The organism is Corallibacter vietnamensis, from assembly GCF_039537875.1.
GTDB classification, from domain to species: domain Bacteria; phylum Bacteroidota; class Bacteroidia; order Flavobacteriales; family Flavobacteriaceae; genus Corallibacter; species Corallibacter vietnamensis.
Genome location: NZ_BAABBI010000001.1, coordinates 909119 through 926670, shown reverse-complemented (window position 1 = coordinate 926670; position 17552 = coordinate 909119). Strand labels below are relative to the sequence as shown.

Below are 17552 nucleotides of genomic sequence, written 5' to 3'. Positions count from 1 at the left end.
TGAAGCAAATATGTAATGAAACCAAGCACATATTTAATGAAAGCTGTCATTTATATAATACCTATTTAGTGTTATTATTAAAACCCCTATTTTAACTTTTTTATGTTTATATTTAAAACCATTGATATGTTTTAAATATTGCTATTCGCCTTATCTGATAACACATCATCATAAAACAACCCATTTTACAGGTTCATGAAGAGCATTAACTTAACCTTATTTTTTTTAATCTGTTTTTTTACAGCATTACAAACTACGTTTTCTCAAAAAACAGCTATAGACAGTTTAGAAAACGTTTTAAAAACACATCAAAAAAAAGATACCATTCGTGTCAATACACTCAATTACTTGGCGTTTTATAATTATAGAAACAATCCACCTCAAGCTATAAAATATATAGATGAGGCTTTGTCTTTAGCTGAAGAATTACAAATTGTAAAGTTTTTAGCGCACAGTTATTACATAAAAGGTGTTGTGTATACAGAACAAGCCAATTTTGAAGTAGCGATAGAAAACTATGAAAAGTCTGTACAACTATATACATCTATTGATGATAAAAACGGCTTAAAGAAATGCAACAATGGGTTGGGTGTATTAAATGCTTATAGAGGAAATTTTGATCTTGCTATAACGTATTACAAAAAGGCCCTAGAGCTTGCCAAACAAATTGATAATGACGAAACCGTCCATAAATATTTATATAATATTGGAAACATTCAAGCTAACACAGGAAATTACAAGGATGCATTAATCAATTTTAAAAAAGCCTTAAAGGTTAATAGAGAAACAAAGGACTCTTTAGGAATACTTAACTCTTTAAACTCTATAGCCAATATCTATTACAGTCAAGGCAATTATCCTGTAGCTTTAGAGTACCATAATAATTCTTTAGAAATTGCTAAAAGCGCTAAAGATTCTATAGGAATATTTCAATCATTAAATAACATAGGAAATGTTTACCGTTTTCAAGGTCTTAATAATAAAGCGCTACATTTTTACAACAAAGCACTAGAAATTGACAAGGCCAAATTCAATGTTAAAAACGTAACAGCTTTAAAAAATAATATTGCAGGCATTTACTATGATAAAAACGAATTTGATAAAGCCATTACTTATTACAATGAATCTATCGCTTTAAGTAAAGAAATTAATGACAATGTAAATTTAGCTACGGCTCTTAATGGGCTTGGCTTTATTCATTTAGAAATTGACAAATACACACAAGCTTTAAGTTATTTTAAAGAAGCAAATACAATAACTTTAAACAATAACAATTCATACAATTTAGCAGATTCTTATCACGGTATGGCTGAAGCCTACTATCTCATGAAAAAATACGATCTCGCTTTATCTAATGCAGAAAAATTAGGGCAACTATCAGAAGAACAAGAACTTTTATTACATCAAAAAAACGCTTATTACATTCTGGCTAATGTTTACGAAAAAAAAGGAGACTTTAAAGCCGCCTTATTAAATCATCAGCAATTTAAAACTATAAATGACAGCCTTTTCAATGAAGAAAGCATAGAGAAAATCACACAATTAGAGTATGAGTATAAATACAAACAAGCGCTAGATTCTGCAAGTATTAGAGAGTTAAAGCTTACAAAAACAGTAATGGCTACTTCTCAACATTTAGAGAAAACACAACGCAATTTATTTATAGGTGTTATTGCATTTTTAATGACTGCTATTGTTTTAGGAGGTATTATTTTTTCATTAAAATTGAGAAATGAAAAAGCAAAAACACAAAACATTGTCATTGAGCAGAAGTTATTGCGCTCTCAAATGACACCGCATTTCATTTTTAATTCACTCTCTGTGTTACAAGGCATGATATTAAATAAAGAAGATAAAAAATCAATATTTTATTTGTCTAAATTTTCAAAGCTATTACGTATTACACTAGAGAACTCCAGAGATAAAATGGTTTTACTCTCACAAGAGCTTTTAGCAATTCAAAACTACCTAACACTGCAAAATTTAGAAAATGATGCTTTTAAGCATACCGTTTTAGTTGATGATACAATAAATGTCTCGTTGTTTGAAATTCCTCCTATGCTTATTCAACCCTTTGTAGAAAATGCTATTGAACACGCATTTAAAAACAAAACAGACGATAAGCAAATAGACATAAAACTTACTTACAATGACAAAAAATTAATTTGCACTATTGCTGATAACGGCATTGGCATTGATTGTTCTATTATAAAAAGCAATAATAAAAACAAAAGCTCTCTAGCCACAACCATTACTGCTGAACGCCTTGCTGTACTTTCTAAAGATTATAATATGGAAGGATCCGTAACTATTGAAGACAGAAAAAAGTATAATGAACAAGGCACTTTGGTCACTTTAGTAATACCTCATAAAATCATTCCTATATCATGAAAACGTTACTCGTTGAAGACAAAGCATACATAAGAAAAGGCTTATTAAATTTGCTACAGCTTATTGATACAGATGTTACTATTATTGGCGAATGTGAATCTGTTAAAGATGCCGTTGTAGTTGCAAATGCTTGTAAACCAGATTTGATTTTTTTAGATATAAATCTTACTGATGGTAATGCCTTTGATTTTCTAGATCAGACTGAGCATCTAAACTTTAAAATCATTTTTATTACTGCTTATGAAGAATATGCCTTACAAGCACTAAAAATTGGTGCTGTAGATTACATTCTAAAACCTGTTGATATAACTGATCTAGAGATAGCCTTACAAAAAGTAGCTGCCTTGACAGTTACTGAACAAAAGCAACAAATAAAAACAGTAAAATCAGTTTGGAACAATGAAGATTCTAAACTCATTTTATCACTTCATGATAGCTTTCAGGTTATAGATCTTAACGAACTTATGTATTGTGAGTCTGACAAAGGTTATACGTCATTTTATTGTAGTAATGGCAAAAAACATGTGGTTTCTAAAACGCTAAAAACATTTGAAGATCAACTCAATGCTGCAAATTTCACACGACCTCATCAATCATATATGGTCAATTTAAAATTTATTGACAAGTATGATAAATCGGGGACTATTTACTTAAAAAACGGGAAAAAAATACCTGTTTCTTCAAGAAAAAAAGATGCGTTTGTCTCTTCTTTTTTAAACAAAAACTAGAAAACCTAGCTCAATTCACTTTTCAAATATAGTTTCTAGTGCAACGCTTATGGATTTATAGCCCATATATATCTATTTGCTATTTCACACGTAATAACCGTAGCATACATTTATCATAAGCAACAGATAAAAGTATGTCTATAAACACCTCTAAATCAAACAAACAAAAGCACATAGCTTTAGTTTTTATTTTATCTCTTCTTTTTTATTCATGTAGAGATAATTTAAGTCAACAACCTACTACTGCTAAAGGTTTTAGTGTTTTAGAACAACACCTTAAAAGCAAGTTTGGTGAAGATGCTTACTATACTAATTTAAGTGTTGTTCATAACTCAACTATAGGCAATAGCTTAAATGTTATTGTTGCTGAAAACCCAGAATCATTAAAAATGGAAGAATGGAATATGGTAAAAAATGATTGGCAGCAAAATTCTGATATAGCAATTGAAGTACCTCAAGGCACTAAAGCTACCGATTACATGTACCAACTGAATAACAATATAAACCTAACAAAATTGGGCGGTTTGGTAGAAACATCCAAACTAAAATTAAAGAAAAGTAAAAACCTTAAAAATCCAAAATTGAGTATCGCGTCAATAAAGTTTCCAAAAAACGGAGACATATCTAAAGCAGAATACTTGGTGACTTTAGAGCCTGAACATGGCGGAACCACTTTTAGCTTTTTCTACACTTTAGATGGCAACCTAATTAAAATAGATTACTAAACATTAAAACAATTTTAAATCAATAACCTTAAATCTTTAATATTATGAAAAACTTTACACGTTTTCACAAACACTTAAGCAATAGATGTTACATGAGTAAAAAAAATCTACTTGCATTAATCGCTTTTTGTATAGCTGTGATTGGGTATTCGCAGACTTTTGTTGATAATTATTTTACTTATCAAATTATAAATAATTCAACTTCGGTTGTGATATCAGATTATGATGCAACCGGAGGTACTGTAGTTAATATACCTGCTACTGTTGACTATAATGGTACAGCGTATAGTGTTACGATTATAGGTTCTAATGCTTTTGAAAGTAAAGGATTGACGAGTGTTTCTATGTCCAATAACATTACAAGTATTTACCCAAATGCCTTTAGGAATAATGCTATTTCTACCTTAAATTTATCAGACAATATTACGTTCTTAGGGGCTACATCATTTTTCAATAATCAGCTAACTAGTATTACTATTCCAACGGGAATTACTGAAATAGCCAATAGTACTTTTGGTAATAATCAAATAACAAATCTTGTCATTCCAGATAATATTACTAGTATAAATTTTAATGCTTTTACTAATAACCAATTGCAAAGTGTTACTATTGGAACAGGAGTTACAGATATAGGAGATCAAGCATTTTTAAATAATGCGATAACAAATGTTGTAATACCAGATAATGTGACTTCAATTGGCACAAATTGCTTTTCTGTAAATCAATTACAAAGCGTTACCATTTCCTCTAATATCACGAGCATACCAAATCAAGCTTTTAGAGACAACCAATTATCAAACGTTGTAATACCAGATAATGTAACAAGTATTGGCTCTAATGCTTTTTCTAACAATCAAATAGCTAACATCATTATACCAGATAATGTTACTGGCATAGGAACCAGTGCTTTTGCTAATAATAATGCAACAAACCTAACTCTTGGAAATAGTGTATCTTCAATTGGAGTTACGGCATTTACGGGCAATAATTTATCATCAATTACTATTCCTGCTAGCGTTACTAATATAGGTTCAATTGCTTTTGGATATAACCCAAATTTAACAAGTGTTACATCGTTAGCAACAACACCTCCAACTGTGGTTACTGGTGGTAGTTCGGATACTTTTGGGAATTACGTATATCGTGGCAATATGCACTTACACATACCTCCTGGCACTATGGGAGCGTATGCGACTGATGCAGGAGCCTTATGGACTGGGTTTAATTCAGTAACCGAAGACGCTTTAAGTGTGGATGAGTCTCAACTTCAAAATACTGTAAAAATCATAACAAACCCTGAAAGCTTAACTATAACATCAACCAATAACCTACAGTTGAATAGTTATACACTATATACTATTACTGGAGCAAAAACACATACTGGTACAAGTAGCGAAATTTCAACGAGTACAATGTCAAAAGGTGTTTACATCCTAAAATTAGATTTCAATCAAGGAACGCTTGTTAAGAAGGTTTTTATTCACTAAAAACTATTTTACAACAAGGTTATGTGTTTGCTATAACAACTATTATGCAGTCTTGGTCAATAAAATCGAGCTGCATAATAGTATTAAATTAAAGAAAGCCTCAATTTTTAAAAAAACTAACTATGTCTAAATTGTTTTATAAATACAAATTAGAATTATTTTTATTGGTGTTTTACAGTCTTACATCCTTACTGCTATGGTGGATTTTTTAAGGTAATAAAATTAACTTTCTCGCTTTACTAGTGCATAATAATCGCCTTCTAAAGGCAAATAACCTTGGTCATAAACAAAATAATAAACCGTTCCGGCCTTTGTGGTATAAATGCTTGTTATGTAATTAAAATCAAAACCTTTTTCAATGAGTCTTGCTCGTGAGGTTTTAGTTTTTTTATCAGGGTTTAAAGCTTCTAAAATGCGGTAATTTTTACGCAGACGATTATTTGTATTTCTAATTAAGTTTTTGCTGTCCTTGTTTATTCGGTTATTATAAGAATTACGGCATGCATCACTACAGAATTTTTTATCAATTCTGCCTACTATTTTTTCACCACATTCTGGACACTGCTTTTGAATCATTTATTTTCAATTTTATACCAACGTAAATCCATAGCTTCTTCTTCAAAATAAAAATCTTCTACATAATGCAATCCTATTTTTAAAAGCGCATTATGAGATGCTCTATTGTTTTTTTCTGTTGTTGCATAAAGCGCTGGTAGTTTCATGGTATGAAATGCATATTGCACTGCAGCTTTACCTGATTCGGTAGCATATCCATTTCCCCAAAAACGCTCAATTAGTCTGTAACCTACATCATAGTATTTAGTAAAACCATTCATATTATATTCTGTATTTAATCTAATACCAGACCATCCCATAAACTCATCTGTTTCTTTGTTGATAACAGACCATCTACCTATACCACGCTCTTTATACTGCTGCTTTACTCCTTCTATTACTTTCTGCGCTTCGGCAATTTTCTTGATAGGTTTATTACCTAAATAACGATGAACATTAGGATTGGAATCAAGCTCAAACATCCCTTCCAGATCTTCGCCTCTCATTTCTCTTAAAAGAAGTCTTTCGGTTTCTATATTAAATTTCATACTACAGAAATAAAGTCTTATAAATATATAAATTATTCACTTACAAACATCTAAATAGAATTTGCAACTACAACGGTGTTAGTATCATTCACTTTTTCGTAAACATCAACCTTATAGACTTTCGTTTTTAAATAACTAATTACAGTTTCTAAATTTTGCTCTATATGTGTTTTTAATGAAGCATTAAAAAGCAAACAACCTTTTGCTGATTTAAGTCTTATAACATTTTGCCAGAATTGATGTTCTAAAAATTGTTTTGGAACTTCTGTGTCTATAAATAAATCAACAATTATTAAATCATATGTAGATGAATTTTGAGCTACATAATTAAGTGCGTCATCGCATATTATATGTAACTTGTTGTTGGTTTGAAGCGCAAATTCTTCTTTTGCTATTTTAATAATTTCTGGGTCAATATCAACAGCCGTAATAACTCCTTCAAAGTTAAAATCCTCATGAAGGGTTTTTATAACACTTCCGCCTCCTAATCCTAAAAGTAAAACAGAACGTACTTTATGAAGGTCTATTTTCTCTAAACCAAATTTTAAAATACGCTGTAATGAACCGTAGGAATAATTTGCATTTTTAGAGTTTAAATGTTTTTTCCCATTATACCAGGTTATTTCCAAAACACCATTTACATCAGATTTTATCTTTTTAGTAATAGGATACAAATAGCTTAAAAGTCTTACCATACATACAAATATAATGAATAATGATGCTTTATTAGGACAGTGCTTATTCATTTACAAACGACTACAAACATTTACAAACGAATTTAATTAGGTAACTACCGACTTTCTATTAGTAGTCATAGCATCTTTGCCTTGTCGAAACGTAAGAACTCGATAGTATTAACTGTTTAACATTTAAAAAATTAAAATTATGAACACGCTTAGAAACAAAGTACAGTTGATTGGTAGATTAGGACAAGATCCTGAAATTGTAAATTTTGATAATGGCAATAAAATTGCCAAATTCTCTCTTGCTACAGATGATAGCTACAAAGACAAAAACGGAAACAAAGTAGAACGCGCTTACTGGCACAATATTATTGTTCGTGGTGGTCTTGTAAAAGTAGTAGAGAATTATATTTCTAAAGGACAAGAAATTGCGGTTGAAGGGAAACTTACCAATCGTTCTTGGGAAGACAAAGAAGGCAAAAAACACTATACTACTGAAATAGTTTGTAATGAACTTTTGATGTTAAGTAAATAAACTGCAATAAAAAAACCGCTCATTCGAGCGGTTTTTTTTATTATTCAATATTGTGATTAAGCCTCACAGCTTGTACACTCTTTTTTCTGTTTGAATTTTTGTGCAGCATTCATACTGTGTTGGTAGTACAATGATTTTAAACCAAGTTTCCAAGCTGTAACATGAATGTTGTTTATTTCTTTTACTGGCATTTCAGGATGCACAATAATGTTTACAGATTGTCCTTGATCTATAAATTCTTGTCTTGCTGATGCTTGATAAACTACATCTAGTTGGTCAATTTCAGAGTACGTTTTAAACACGTTTTTTTCTTGCTCTGTTAAAAACTCTAAATGTTGTACAGAACCATCCATATCTCTAATGCTTCTCCAAACTTCGGTAGTGTTTTGTCCTTTTTCTTCTAATAAATTTTCCAAGAAAGGATTCTTTATCGTTGTTTTTATTTTAGCAATATCTTTTACATAAATATTTGACCATATTGGCTCAATACCTTGAGATACTTGTCCTAAAATAAACGCCGAAGATGTTGTAGGCGCTACAGCGTTTAATGTTGTGTTTCTACGACCGTAACCTTTTAACACTTTAGGCTCTCCAAATTTCACAGCTAACTCTTCTGAAGCTTTGTATGAACGCTCTTTTATAGTTTTAAAGATTTCACGGTTTAAGTTAAATGCTTCTTGACTATCAAAGGCATGCATTCTAGATTGTAATAATGAGTGCCATCCTAAAACACCTAATCCTAATGCACGGTTTTCTTTTGCAAAATTATAAGCGCGCTCCATAAACAAGAATGTTTGACGGTCGTCTCTGTTATCAGAATCACGATATACTTCTAGTTTTTCAACGAATTCTGTTATTACAGCATCCAAGAAGTAAATCATAGTTTCTACTGCGTCTGTGCTTTTCCACTTATCGTAGTGTAATACGTTTATACTAGAAAGTACACATACAAACGACCAATCATCGTTTGATGGTAACATAATTTCAGTACATAAGTTACTTGCGTGTATGCTATGGTTTTTATCTTTATAAACTTCTGGTTTACCATTGTTAGCATTGTCTGTAAAGAATACATAAGGGTAACCCATTTCGCCACGACTTTGTAATACTTTTGCCCAAATAGTACGTTTTTCAACATCACCAGCAATCATTTCTTCCATCCATTTGTTGGTAACTGTTACACCATGTGTCAATTGCTGTATTGGGTTACCTTCAGTTCCTATTTCTAAAAACTCTTTAATATCTGGATGCTCAATTGGTAAATATGGAGAAAAACGACCACGACGTACAGAACCTTGACTAACCACATCAACCATAGATTCAAACAACTGCATAATATGAACTGCACCAGATGCTTGCCCATTGTTTTTTACTGGAGCTCCTCTATGACGAATTTTACCAAAAAACCCAGAAGTACCACCACCTAATTTTGACATCATACCTACTTCTGACTGTGTGTAAAGAATATTACCCATGTCATCATCAATATGAGAACCAAAACAGCTTATTGGTAAACCACGTTCTTTACCAAAGTTAGACCAAACTGGAGATGCTAAAGAGAAAAACCCTTCAGACATATAGTGATAAAACTTATCTGCATATCCAGGAATTTGAAGAATATGTTCTGCGCGTTCAGCAATTTCTCTAATACGTTGCTTGGGCGTTACACCTTCGGTTAAGTATCCTGCTTCTAAAAACTGTTGACTGTATTCGTTTAACCACTCAAATCCTTCTTCCTTTTTCGTGTTGGTTAAAAATTCTTTTCGGGCATTTACTAGTTCATCAGTTGTGTTTTTTTGATCTTGTAGTTGTGGCTGGTGTATTGTTTTGTTCTCCATAGGTTATAAAAAATAGTCTGGTTAAAATAAGTCGTCGCTTGTTATACTTTGTGTTCTTTTACTGTAATTGATAGAGCGTTTTACAAAGAAATCGCCATGTTTTGTACCAATAATCTCGTCATCAAACCATTCGGTTTGTGTAAGTAGTGTTTCGTCTATATCAAATACTTTTTCAATACCAATGCTTTCTAAAGATTTATTGAAACGGTTTTTAATAAACTCGTTTACAACTGCTTTTGGTAAGAAATCTAATTCGCCTTCTTCAAAAATCCAATCTACAATCTTGCTTTCAGCAACATAGGCTTCTTTACACATATCTTGAATCATGGTATTGTAGCTTGCATCAAACCATTCTGGGTGTTCATCTTTGATAATATTGATGATATCTATACCAAAATCTCCATGAATTTGCTCTTCTTTTGATGTTGCTTCAACCACATTAGAGATACCTTTAAGCATATTTTTATGCTTGTTGAATGCCATAATAATTAAGAATTGAGAGAATAAAGACACGTGCTCAATAAATAATGAGAACAATAATACAGACTCTGCATATTCTTGATTGTTTTCACTTTTAGCGTTTTTTAATGCAGTTTCTAAATACTGCACACGCTTCATAATTACTGGTTTTTTCTTTAGCTCTTCAAATTCTTTGTTTAGTCCTAAAATTTCAAGAAGGTGCGAGTATGCATCAGCATGTCTTACTTCACTTTCTGCAAATGTTGAACCTACAGATCCTATTTCAGGCTTTGGCATTCTGTGGTAAATATCTCCCCAAAACGTTTTTACTGCAATCTCAATTTGAGAAATTGCTAGCATCGTATTTTTTATAGCAGATTTTTCTACTTCAGAAAGATTTGATTTGAAATCTTGTATATCACTTGTGAAATTAAACTCGGTATGTATCCAGTATGAATGACGAATTGCTGGAACATATTCGTATAATTGAGGATACTCGTAAGGTTTTAAGTTTACACGTTTTTCAAAAATGTTACTCTTACGATTTAAAGCTTGTTTGTTTCTGTATAAAATGTAAGCTTTTGCAACATCATGAAAAGAACTTTCCATTAATTTATCTTCTACAACATCTTGTACTTCCTCAACCGTAGGTAAATAATCTTTATCCTGATTTTTCCTTTGTAACAATACGTCATAAACGTTATTTGCTATAAGTTGAGCGTCTCCAAATTCTCCATTTTCAACCGCTTTCATTGCCTTTAAAATAGCGTTTGTGATTTTGCTTAATTCAAAAGGTTTCTGGCTAAAATTTCTTTTAGTAATGTGTAAAATTTCCATAAGTAATAACGAATTAGAATATATCTAAAATAAGATAATGTAAAAGTCATAAATTATTCCAAACGAAATGAAATACCTCAAATATTGTTCTTAACATTTTATCAACATTCCTTTTAATGATCTAATTTACAGAAACTTAAAAACCCCTATTAAATACCGCACAAAAGTCCACAAACACTAGACTTTATAAATGGTTTTGAAATAATTTTAAAATAAAAAATAGGTTTTTATTGATAAAAAAAGACTATAGAAAATGCTTTGACAAAAAAGCAAAAAGAAGGTAATTAAAAGCTCTTTTTTTGATTTAAATACAATTATCTTGACAAAAAGATCAAACCTTAATAAACATAACAGTCGTTTCATGAAGCTTTATTATTTTCATAAAAAAGCTTTATACCTACACAACCTAAATTAACAAGATTTAAGCAAAACGTTTTATAAAAACATCAAATATACAATAGTATATTCATGACACTTTCTTTTAATACCATGTCAAAAACAGATGCGTTACTTCCGCTTTTTCGTGAAACTTATAAAAAAGGTTTTGCGAATGGAGATAACCCAACAACTGCTGTTGAGACATTCTCTAAAACAACAATTAGAAACTATATGATGACATTATCAAAATCATTCTTTAATTCAACAAAGTATATGCTTGATGATCCAGAATTTGGAGGAATTTTAGAAAACTATATACGCTGAATTTGAAACTTCTAAACGCCTTATACTAAACTGACTGAATATAAGGTTCTTATGGAATAAGAACGAGCAGGCAAAGCTTCAATTGATGTTCGGGAATCTATAGTGTTATACCACTTTTAACCATTCAGCAATTTGCACTAAAGAAAATTCAAGAGCTACAAAAACAAACCCTGATGATAAAGATCAAATAGAAGTTTTTGAAAAATTAGTAACCCGATCTTTGTTTGGAAATATTAATGCGAGCAGAAACTCTACTTAATTTTAAATAAAAAAAAACCCTCGAAAATCGAGAGTTTTTTATGCTACTTTTTTTAATAAATCAAAGCAAGGGCATTTACCACAGCGCTTATTTTCACCTTTTTTATACTTTTTACAACATTTGCTTTTTACCTTATCGGCATTGATAATCCCTGCTTCATGTAAGGTTTTTAATGCTTTTTTTTGTTGTTTCTTTTCTTTCTTCTTTTTACCCAATGTATACTAACTTGTAGAATATGAGGCAAAAATAAATTATTTTAATTAATTCTAAATAAAATTAACTGTTAAAATTATTCAGGACTTTCTGAAGCTGCTGTACTTATTGTTATTTGTTGAATATCTCTATCAAACAAATACAATCCACCTTTATCATTTCCTATCATATTTATTTTATCTAGAATGGTACGAGCCATAGCTTCTTCTTCTATTTGCTCACTTACATACCATTGTAAGAAGTTATGTGTTGAGTAGTCTTTTTCTTGTAACGCAATATGTACTAACTCATTAATACTTTCTGACACAAACACTTCGTGGTCAAACAATTTTTCAAACATTTCCTTAAATGATTTAAAGGTTACATTTGGTGCATTTAAGGCTGATACATGAGCGTGTCCACCACGTTCGTTTATATATCTAACTAGCTTAAGCATATGCGCACGTTCTTCATCTGATTGTGAGTACATAAAACCAGCAACACCTTCAAGGCCTTTTACTTCAGCCCAACAAGCCATTGCTAAATATATTTGAGATGATTCTGCTTCTATTCGTATTTGGTCATTTAATGCTTTTTCTATTTTTTCTGATAACATAATATCTTTCTTTTTACGTAAAGTTAAGCATTTTTAAACGTTAAAGATGTTAGAATAGTTTTAAATTACCTTCGTTGCAGTAATATTATAAAGGCTTTACTTTTGACTTAATTTTTCTAAATGAATATGATGTTAGTGGTGTTTCTTTAAAAGTAATCCCAATACCTAAAAGCAAAATGATTCCTCCCATTATCATTTGAATAGTTACTTGCTCTCCTATAAACATCCATGCAAGAACAGTTGCTAAAATGCCTTGTCCGAGCAAACTCACAGAAACTCTTGTAGCGCGCATATGTTGAGTTGCGTAACTAATAAGAAGCCAAGCTAACAACTGACAAACTAACGCTTGAATAATCAAAACAATCCACCCCATGTTACTAAACCCATAAAAAGGTTCATTAAGAAAATAACTTAATACACCTAAATGAATACTTGAAGCTATTAAGTTAAGTGTCATAAAACTTAAAATATCCATCGTTCTTAAAACATACTTACTTATCAGCATATAGAAAGCATAAAGCACTCCAGACAGCACACCAAAAACAAATGCCAAATCAAAATCTAATGTTTTAAATACCTGAAATCCTACTAGTAATACCATACCAAAAATAGCAACAAGGGTTCCTATCCAAAAATTAGGTTTTGGTTTATTCTTTAAAAATAGAAATGCTAAAATACCAACCCACACAGGAGACAAATTTGTCAATAATGATGCTTGCGTAGCAGTTGATTCTTGAATAGCAATATTCCAAACTGTGACATCAGTGCCAAAAATAATACCGCAAACAACAGCTAGCAAACCCGCTTTAAAACTAGGAATTTTTAATGCTCGCTTGTACAGCATATAAGGCAGCAATACAAGTATTGAAAAAAACATTCTGTAAAATGCAGAAATTACACCAGAGGTTAAACTTAACTTAACCAAAACAGGGAATACAGAAATACATATAATCCCAATAGCCAAAGCCATTCTCGCTTTTTTCATAAACTAAAAAAATGCAAAGCTAAATCTTATATTGACTTTTAAGGCTTTATTTTCACACAAAAAATGTTAAATATTATCAGCTAATGTTGAGACACAAATTTTAGTCCTACAATAGAGATAATTAAGGTTGAAATAAAAAAGACACGCCAAAAATTTGCAGGTTCGTTAAACACAAAAATGCCAACCAAAACAGTGCCTACAGCACCAATACCTGTCCAAACAGCATAGGCAGTTCCTATGGGTAAGGTTTGAGTGGCTTTTACCAAAAGCCACATACTAATAGCTAAACATAATAAAAACCCTAAAAACCAATAGGTAGACGTGTTTCCAGAGGTTTCTTTTACCTTTCCTAAACAAAAAGCAAAGGCAACTTCAAATAATCCTGCGATAATTAAGATAATCCAATTCATGATTTATGTAGTTTTAATTGAATGCGCTTACGCGGAATGTCAACCTCTAAAACTTTTACAATGACATGTTCGTGTAAACTAATATGCGCACTAACATCACTTACAAAACCATCTGACAAGTTTGAAATATGAATTAAGCCGCTTTCTTTAATTCCAATATCAACAAAAGCTCCAAAATTGGTTACATTATTAACAATTCCGGGTAGCAATTGACCTTCTTGCACATCATTGATGGTTTTTATGTTTTGATTAAAGGTAAACACTTTGGCTTGTTCTCTAATATCCAAGCCTGGTTTTTCTAGTTCTTTTACGATGTCTTTAAGTGTTGGCAAACCAACGGTATCTGTACAATAGGGTTTTAAATCAATACCATTTAAAACGGTAGAATTTCCTATAAGCTCTGAAACACGTTTTCCTTCATTTTTTGCAATAGCTTTTACAATACTATAGCTTTCAGGATGCACAGCAGAATCATCTAATGGATTTTTTGCATCTTTAATTCTTAAGAATGCCGATCCTTGCTCAAAAGCTTTATCTCCTAAACGTGGTACTTTTTTTAAATCGGTTCTTGATGAAAATGCACCATGTTCATCGCGATAACTCACAATATTTTCAGCTAATTTAGGACCAATTCCAGATACATAACTCAATAAACTTTTACTTGCTGTATTTAGATTAACACCAACAGCATTCACGCAACTTTCTACAACAGTATCTAGTTCGGTTTTTAGCTTGGTTTGATCAACATCATGCTGATATTGACCAACACCAATAGATTTTGCATCAATCTTAACCAACTCGGCTAATGGATCTTGCAAACGACGACCAATAGACACAGCACCTCTTACCGTAACATCATAATTAGGAAACTCGTCTCTAGCAATTTTTGACGCCGAATAAATACTAGCTCCTGCTTCACTTACCACAAATACCTGAATATCATTTTTAAAACGAATACGCCTAATCAGTGATTCTGTTTCGCGTGAAGCGGTTCCGTTTCCAATAGCAATAGCTTCAATTTTATAAGCTTCAGCAAGTGTGCTTATTTTTTTTATGGCACCTGTACTATCATTTTTAGGTGCATGCGGATAAATGGTTTCATTGTGTTTAAGTTGCCCTTGCGCATCTAAACACACTACTTTACAACCGGTTCTAAAACCAGGATCGATAGCTAAAACACGCTTTTCTCCTAATGGTGAACCCAACAACAATTGTTTTAGGTTTTTGGCAAAAACAGTTATCGCTGCTTCATCGGCTTTTTCTTTGGCATTTTGTAACGCTTCATTACTCAATGATGGTAACAATAAGCGCTTGTATGCATCTTTTATAGCAATCTCGATTTGGTCAGAACACGCATTATCAGATTTTATAATACGCTGCGCCATTTTATCTAAAGCACGATCATCATCAATTTCAATTTTCACACGAATAAAGCCTTCGTTTTCGGCACGTAAAATGGCTAACAAACGATGCGAAGGAATACGACTCAACGACTCACTCCAATCAAAATAATCACGGAATTTTTGAGCATCTTCTTCAGTGGCTTTCTTTTTTACAACTTTAGTTGCAATGGTTGCAAAACGTTCTAATTGATAACGCATATTGTTTCTTACGTCAGTACGTTCATTAATCCATTCGGCAATAATATGTCGCGCACCTTCTAGAGCTTCATCAACCGAACCAACAGCATCTTTTACATAGTTATATGCTATGCTTTCAATATCGTGAGCGTTTTGACTCATTATGATTTTAGCTAAAGGTTCTAATCCGTTAGCTTTAGCAGTATCAGCTTTTGTTTTTCGGCTTTTTTTGTATGGCAAGTAAATGTCTTCAAGCGTTGTAATATCTTGAGCGTTGTTTACTTTTTGCTCTAATTCTGATGTTAAAACATCTTGTTCTTCAAGTGCTTTTAAAATGGCTGCTTTGCGTTTTTCAAGCGCCTCAAAGAGTTCTTTGTATTTTACAATATCACCTATTTGAACCTCGTCCAGATTTCCTGTAGCTTCTTTTCTGTAACGCGAAATAAATGGAACAGTACACGCATCGTTAAGTAGTTGTATGGTGTTTTTTACAGAGTTTTCTGATAATTGAGTTTTAGAGACTATATAGGGAATCATATTAAATAGAAAAAGTACTCGCTAAATTTCACGAGTATATTGGTTTTTAAATATAACTAGTAATCAATGAAAATTCTTTTTAAAAAGAATAAAATTTATACATTTTTGAAACATCGCTATAAAAGCCCCAAATGTATAAATTATCATATTTAAAGACTGTTTGAGCGCTCATTTCCTTTAATTTTTTATCTTCAATAAAACTATGAATTGCATCAAATTTATTATCTGGAATATCTCCTTGAACATGATTAAAGTTACTATCTAATAAACTTAATATTTTTACAGATTTACTGTTAGAATACGAATCAAACATTGAAAAAATAATAGCTCCTGTAAGACCTCCAACCATAGCGCCAACCATTGTTATTGCTCCTGGTTTTGGTTCATAACTACCAATAGTCACAACATAATTAGCATCTAATTTGTAAACAGACAATGCCATTTTAGAATACAATATTTTTCTAATAAATTTTGTTGTCTTTTCAAACTCTCTATAGTTATCAAAATCACCTCCTTCTTGGATAATTGGGGTGTTTTTAAAATAAATAGAGTCTTTTTCAGTAATAGAAAACTGCTTTAATGATTTTTGACTTTCTAAATCAATAATATCCATTACAAACCTCTCGTTGGTTATATATGCTTCAAACAATTTATCGCCTAACAAAAAACTATTATGAGTATTGTAATAATTCCCTTTTTTAAAGCTTTCATTTGTGATCTTCTTAAAATCATAACGAGGTTCTTTTAAGCTTAATTTAATGATATAAGTAAACTTACTTGTGAGATTAATCGTTAAAAAAACATGTCCGTCTTGAGAAAAAATTTTTGTAGGTAATGAAGCTTGTTCTAAAGAGCAAGGCAAACTGTTATCTATAAATTCAAATTTGGTTAGTTTATTAATTACATACAGAAACGAGTACAGTGAATATGTTAGTTCATTATCACTCTCAAAAACCTCATCTGACAAATCATAAGATTTCTCAATAAAACCTCCTTGAACATTGAAAGAATATAATTTTAATATTGATTTCTTTTTTTCTACAGTAAGCAAATGGAGTTTGTTTTCATCTGTAATAAATTGGATAGCTTTTTCTCCTTTTATACTTAAATTCAGATCTTTAATTACTGTATAAGTCCCTGTTGTAAAGTCTATTTTAACGCAGCCGATTTTACTCTTTGAACGATTAGAAAAAAACAAAGTATATGTGTTTTTTTCATAGATGCAGCCCACCAAATCACCTGAAGAAATGTTGGAAACAACTGTTTCATATAGCAATTCTTTTTTGTCATTATAAAGTTCTGCCACATACCCTTTTTTTACTTTATAAAACAATGCAATATTTCTTGTTTCCTTGTTTACAACAGGTGCAATATCACTAACAGGATGTGTCTCAAAATGATAATTAGAAGATTGTAACCAAGCATTTTGAGCTATAGAGGTGTAGCATAATAAGCAAAAAAAGAAGGCTATAAAACTCCTCATAA

At 31.3% G+C, this 17552-nt stretch carries 17 protein-coding genes; 6 read left to right on the top strand and 11 right to left on the bottom strand.

The features are described from left to right. Positions 1-195: 195 nt before the first annotated feature. From ABD690_RS04265 to ABD690_RS04250, 4 genes are all read left to right on the top strand, one after another. Positions 196-2391 carry a tetratricopeptide repeat protein gene (locus ABD690_RS04265; RefSeq protein ID WP_344727439.1) on the top strand — a complete coding sequence of 732 codons (2196 nt, stop codon included), beginning with the start codon at positions 196-198 and terminating at the stop codon, positions 2389-2391. Then, positions 2388-3119 carry a LytR/AlgR family response regulator transcription factor gene (locus ABD690_RS04260; RefSeq protein WP_344727436.1) on the top strand — a complete coding sequence of 244 codons (732 nt, stop codon included), beginning with the start codon at positions 2388-2390 and terminating at the stop codon, positions 3117-3119. Before ABD690_RS04265 ends, ABD690_RS04260 begins: the two co-directional genes overlap by 4 nt. Before the next feature lie 134 nt (positions 3120-3253). Then, positions 3254-3844 (top strand): hypothetical protein, encoded by a 591-nt coding sequence (locus ABD690_RS04255; protein WP_344727434.1) that lies wholly within the window; start codon positions 3254-3256, stop codon positions 3842-3844. 92 nt (positions 3845-3936) lie between these two features. Further along, a complete protein-coding gene (locus tag ABD690_RS04250) occupies positions 3937-5331 on the top strand; it encodes a leucine-rich repeat domain-containing protein (RefSeq protein WP_344727432.1) in 1395 nt (464 codons plus the stop codon). Between the two features lie 222 nt (positions 5332-5553). Here the strand turns inward: ABD690_RS04250 and ABD690_RS04245 are convergent, their stop codons facing one another. Genes ABD690_RS04245 through ABD690_RS04235 form a run of 3 tightly spaced genes read right to left on the bottom strand, consistent with a single transcriptional unit; the run spans position 5554 to position 7180 of the window. Next, positions 5554-5904 carry a hypothetical protein gene (locus ABD690_RS04245; protein WP_344729291.1) on the bottom strand — a complete coding sequence of 117 codons (351 nt, stop codon included), beginning with the start codon at positions 5902-5904 and terminating at the stop codon, positions 5554-5556. After that, entirely contained in the window at positions 5904-6434 is a 531-nt protein-coding gene (locus ABD690_RS04240) for a GNAT family N-acetyltransferase (protein WP_344727430.1), read from the bottom strand. The genes ABD690_RS04245 and ABD690_RS04240 overlap by 1 nt, the downstream gene beginning before the upstream one ends. A gap of 50 nt (positions 6435-6484) precedes the next feature. Further along, on the bottom strand, positions 6485-7180 hold the full coding sequence (locus ABD690_RS04235) for a spermidine synthase (RefSeq protein WP_344727428.1): 696 nt from the start codon (positions 7178-7180) through the stop codon (positions 6485-6487). A 139-nt stretch (positions 7181-7319) separates the two neighbouring features. Between ABD690_RS04235 and ABD690_RS04230 the strand changes: the two genes are divergently transcribed. After that, on the top strand, positions 7320-7652 hold the full coding sequence (locus tag ABD690_RS04230; protein WP_344727426.1) for a single-stranded DNA-binding protein: 333 nt from the start codon (positions 7320-7322) through the stop codon (positions 7650-7652). A gap of 56 nt (positions 7653-7708) precedes the next feature. On the opposite strand, the gene ABD690_RS04225 is transcribed toward ABD690_RS04230, so the two are convergent. Both ABD690_RS04225 and ABD690_RS04220 read right to left on the bottom strand, forming a co-directional pair. Next, complete coding sequence (locus ABD690_RS04225; protein WP_344727423.1) at positions 7709-9490, bottom strand: ribonucleoside-diphosphate reductase subunit alpha; 1782 nt, start codon at positions 9488-9490, stop codon at positions 7709-7711. A 21-nt stretch (positions 9491-9511) separates the two neighbouring features. Beyond that, complete coding sequence (locus ABD690_RS04220; RefSeq protein ID WP_344727420.1) at positions 9512-10786, bottom strand: ribonucleotide-diphosphate reductase subunit beta; 1275 nt, start codon at positions 10784-10786, stop codon at positions 9512-9514. A gap of 468 nt (positions 10787-11254) precedes the next feature. On the opposite strand from ABD690_RS04220, the gene ABD690_RS13505 reads away from it, so the two are divergent. After that, entirely contained in the window at positions 11255-11488 is a 234-nt protein-coding gene (locus tag ABD690_RS13505; RefSeq protein ID WP_425554913.1) for a hypothetical protein, read from the top strand. Positions 11489-11785: 297 nt separating this feature from the next. On the opposite strand, the gene ABD690_RS04210 is transcribed toward ABD690_RS13505, so the two are convergent. The 6 genes from ABD690_RS04210 to ABD690_RS04185 all read right to left on the bottom strand — a co-directional run bounded on the left by ABD690_RS04210 (position 11786) and on the right by ABD690_RS04185 (position 17550). Then, positions 11786-11962, bottom strand: coding sequence for a hypothetical protein (locus tag ABD690_RS04210; protein ID WP_344727418.1), 177 nt, complete (start codon positions 11960-11962; stop codon positions 11786-11788). Positions 11963-12036: 74 nt separating this feature from the next. Further along, positions 12037-12555, bottom strand: coding sequence for a ferritin (locus ABD690_RS04205; RefSeq protein WP_344727416.1), 519 nt, complete (start codon positions 12553-12555; stop codon positions 12037-12039). 85 nt (positions 12556-12640) lie between these two features. Continuing rightward, complete coding sequence (locus ABD690_RS04200; RefSeq protein ID WP_344727414.1) at positions 12641-13540, bottom strand: DMT family transporter; 900 nt, start codon at positions 13538-13540, stop codon at positions 12641-12643. Between the two features lie 80 nt (positions 13541-13620). Then, positions 13621-13950: a DMT family transporter gene (locus ABD690_RS04195; RefSeq protein WP_131506278.1), complete on the bottom strand. Its 330-nt coding sequence runs from the start codon at positions 13948-13950 to the stop codon at positions 13621-13623. Further along, on the bottom strand, positions 13947-16067 hold the full coding sequence (locus ABD690_RS04190; protein WP_344727410.1) for a Tex family protein: 2121 nt from the start codon (positions 16065-16067) through the stop codon (positions 13947-13949). Before ABD690_RS04190 ends, ABD690_RS04195 begins: the two co-directional genes overlap by 4 nt. A 79-nt stretch (positions 16068-16146) precedes the next feature. Then, on the bottom strand, positions 16147-17550 hold the full coding sequence (locus tag ABD690_RS04185; protein ID WP_344727407.1) for a hypothetical protein: 1404 nt from the start codon (positions 17548-17550) through the stop codon (positions 16147-16149). Between the last annotated feature and the right edge of the window lie 2 nt (positions 17551-17552).